This window comes from Methanobrevibacter sp. (assembly GCF_045116495.1).
Classification (GTDB): Archaea; Methanobacteriota; Methanobacteria; order Methanobacteriales; family Methanobacteriaceae; genus Methanocatella.
The window spans coordinates 1-3,546 of record NZ_JBGULU010000146.1 but is presented as its reverse complement, the minus strand read 5'-3'; the positions used below and the strand labels follow the sequence as shown (position 1 = coordinate 3,546).

Sequence of the window (3,546 nt, the reverse complement as noted above, 5' to 3'; positions counted from 1 at the left end):
ACATGGTGTGAAATGACTATTGAAGATTCAAGGCTTTCACAAAATTCGGCAAAGATTTATGGCGGAGCAATAAACAACCAGAAGAATCTTCTTTCATTGAAAAACTGTGAATTCAGCAAAAATAATGCTGATACCGGCGGAGCAATATTCAGCGTTAAGGATGACAATCTGAAAACCGTTGACTGCCGGTTCATGGATAATTCACCAGAGGATATATACTGAACCGAAATTTTTACAATGATTTATATATTAATTTTGTTAATATAGTATTAGAAAAACTTTCAGGTATTCATTATGATTGAGTGGACCATTTGTAGAGAATGTAAGAGTGTGGTGGACAGCACATGTACCTCATGTCCCAACTGCGGTGGAGAGGTTGACAAACACCATATAGACTTTGTTAAAGATTATTTCAACAGCGTACTGTTTCTGGTTAAAACAATAAACAGCCTAAAGGAGTTCTATGAACCTATCAGGGATGTTGATTTTGAAAGCGTTCTGTATGATGATCTGTTTATGTGGTTCAGCTATCTCGGACTGGGCGATTCCATAATAACGGACAATGAACTGGAATTCATAAATGAGCTTTTGGACAGCTCATATGCAAAAGATGATATCTTAAGCCTAAGTGACATAAAAATGAGTAATGAGCTTCTGCCTTCATTTGAATACAGCATGAAAATTGATGAGTTTACTGCAGATTTCGGCATCGGAGAATCACTGTGCGCCAATCTATTTGAATGCTTCAGGATGTGCGGAGGTCTGTTTGTATTTGTTGATGGAACAGAGATTCATGATGATACGCTCAACAGATTCAACACATTCATCCAAAATCTCAAAACAAAACTCAACATTGACTCAACCACTCTTATGAGCAAAAGCGCAAGTGAAATATTAAATGAAATAAAAACTGAAGAAATTCCTGCAAAAGAAAGCGAAGAAAAGCACTCACTTGAGGAATACTTAGAAGAGCTAAATAAACTCATTGGCCTTAAAAAAGTTAAAAAGGATGTAAATTCACTAATCAACCTGGTTCAGATAAGAAAGCTGAGAGATGAAAGGGGAATAAAACAGCCTCCGATGAGTCTGCACCTGGTATTTTCAGGCAATCCTGGAACAGGAAAAACCACAGTTGCAAGGCTTCTTTCAAAAATATACCATGAAATCGGACTTTTAAGTAAAGGCCATTTAATAGAAACCGACAGATCAGGTCTGGTGGGAGGATATGTCGGTCAGACTGCAATCAAAACCCAGGAGGTCATACAGTCTGCAATGGGAGGCATACTTTTCATAGATGAGGCATATGCCCTGCATCAGACAAGTGAAAATGACTATGGAAAAGAGGCAATCGACACCCTTTTAAAGGCAATGGAGGACAACAGGGACGATCTGATTGTTATTGTTGCAGGCTATCCGGAGCTTATGGACAGCTTCCTGCACTCAAATCCCGGACTGGAATCAAGATTCAATAAGTTTATATACTTTGAAGACTATAATGAAAAGGAGCTGTATGACATATTCATGCTTATGGCAAGCGAGGCCAATCTGTGCCTTGATGAACCTGCAAAGCAGTATCTGACAGAATATTTCGTATCAATGTATGAACACAGGCCTAAAAATTTCGCAAATGGCCGTGCTGTCAGAAACCTGTTTGAAGAGGTTATTACAAGACAGGCAAACAGACTGGCTATGGAAGATGAAATATCAGATGAGGAACTCAATACTTTAACATATGAAGATTTTCTAATAGAGGATGATGAAGATGCCTAATGATTATAAGATATGTAACAGTTGCGGTGAAAAGGTGGATGTTAATGCAAATTTCTGCCCTTCATGCAAGTCTCAGTCATTCAGAACTAAAGCGGTAATCGTTAGAGGCAGTGACGAACCTGTCAGCCTGAAGCACAAACTGTTCTACTGGAATTATGACGGAGAGTTTGTACTGTCAAAATCCAAGTTAAGCGCAATCAGCATATTCCTGATTTTCTTTATTTCAGGATTGAACACAACAATTCCTGCAGGATATTTCACAGTGTCATTAATTATTTCTGCAATAATCTTCCTTTTGGGATATTTAATCCATATCATAAGGGGAAGGCCGAAAGATGCAGTAATCCACTACAATGATTATGGACTCGGTACAGACATTTTTCATCTGTTCTTTTTCTGGCAGAACAAAAAAACCGGTGAATTCGTCCCTTCAAAAACCAAAATAATTTCATTTGTGATATTTATAGTATTTGCGATACTTTCACTTTACCGGTTAAGTATATATACTCTGGGTTCAATAGTTCTCTTTGCGGTGTTCTTTGAAACTCCTGCATTTCTCATAGGATACGGCATTCACAAGCTGACTAATCCTTACCCAACAAATCCTAAAAGGATTCCTCCTAAGGAACCTAAGAAAATGCCTAAAAAAGAGGAACCTAAAGCAGTAAAGACAACTCCAAAACAGCCTCCGGAACCTGAAGTCATCCCGAAATTCGTAATGTATGAAAACAAAATCGAGGATCTGAAAGCCGAATATGATGCAAAGGAAAAGGTTGCACGTGATCTTATTGAAAAGAGATTCACACCGCCTCAAATCACATACACAAGATTCATTTCAGTCGTTGACAAGGCAACTGAAGTATTCAACAGCGAATATTCATCTGCAATAAACATATTGCATCTCGCTTCAGAGGAAAGCCCTAGAATCGACAGTGAAATCGAAAGCAAAATCGCTGTTTTAAATTCTATCATAGATAAGATTGAGGATTTGACCAACGAACTGGTTTTAAGCATGGATACCTCAAAGGACGAAGATGCCAAAAATCTCATTGACGATATGGAAAATCTGATATCTTCAGTCAAGGACTATGATGATTCGTAAAGTATTTGTATATAAAGTGATAATAAATATTAACAATATTGACACAATGAGAGGTGAGAACATATGGACGACGAAACTTTAAGGGTATATGGGTATATCAATATTTCCTCATACCGTGCAAGGGCAGTCAAGGCACTTCAGGGTGAAGAGAAAACTCCGAGCAATATCGCAAAGGATTCCGGAATTAAGATAAATCATATTTCAAATGTCTTAAGGCAGCTCAAGGAATGTGAGGTGGCAGTCTGCCTCAATGAGGATGCCCATAAAAACAGAATTTACAAACTGACAGAAGTCGGAGAGGAAGTTGCAAAGCATATTGATAACTTTTAAGGTGCAGTATGGATAAACGATATGGGGAATCTCTGGACGACTGGACAAAACAGACTCCAAAATCCCCAAAAAAAGATTCTAATCAGACGTCGGTAGCAGACGTCATGTATACTGAGGCTTCCAGACTCAACAGTGAAAAGCGGTATAAGGAAGCCCTGACGTTAATCAACGTTGCAATTGAACACAATGAAACTGATTTTGAATATTACACTAAAAAGGGCACTGTTCTAGAAAATCTCAACCGTTTCAGTGAATCCTATGAATGCTACATGAAGGCACTGGAGCTTGAGGAAAATGACAAAACAAAAGAGCAGCTGGCCCGAATGCTATACAAGTGGGCAAAC

General features: G+C 38.4%; 4 protein-coding genes and 1 pseudogene. All 5 read left to right on the top strand.

Annotation, left to right across the window (positions count from 1 at the left end; translation table 11 throughout):
- Positions 1–222, top strand: a 222-nt coding sequence (locus ACJMLH_RS07945) for a hypothetical protein (protein ID WP_405276474.1), incomplete at its 5' end; no start/stop codon positions are given.
- A 72-nt stretch (positions 223–294) separates the two neighbouring features.
- On the top strand, positions 295–1,770 hold the full coding sequence (locus ACJMLH_RS07940; protein ID WP_405276472.1) for an AAA family ATPase: 1,476 nt from the start codon (positions 295–297) through the stop codon (positions 1,768–1,770).
- Positions 1,763–2,872, top strand: coding sequence for a hypothetical protein (locus tag ACJMLH_RS07935; RefSeq protein WP_405276470.1), 1,110 nt, complete (start codon positions 1,763–1,765; stop codon positions 2,870–2,872). Before ACJMLH_RS07940 ends, ACJMLH_RS07935 begins: the two co-directional genes overlap by 8 nt.
- 63 nt (positions 2,873–2,935) lie before the next feature.
- Positions 2,936–3,202 carry a transcriptional regulator gene (locus ACJMLH_RS07930; protein ID WP_405276468.1) on the top strand — a complete coding sequence of 89 codons (267 nt, stop codon included), beginning with the start codon at positions 2,936–2,938 and terminating at the stop codon, positions 3,200–3,202.
- 104 nt (positions 3,203–3,306) lie between these two features.
- Positions 3,307–3,546, top strand: a pseudogene (locus tag ACJMLH_RS07925) (hypothetical protein); the annotation flags it as partial.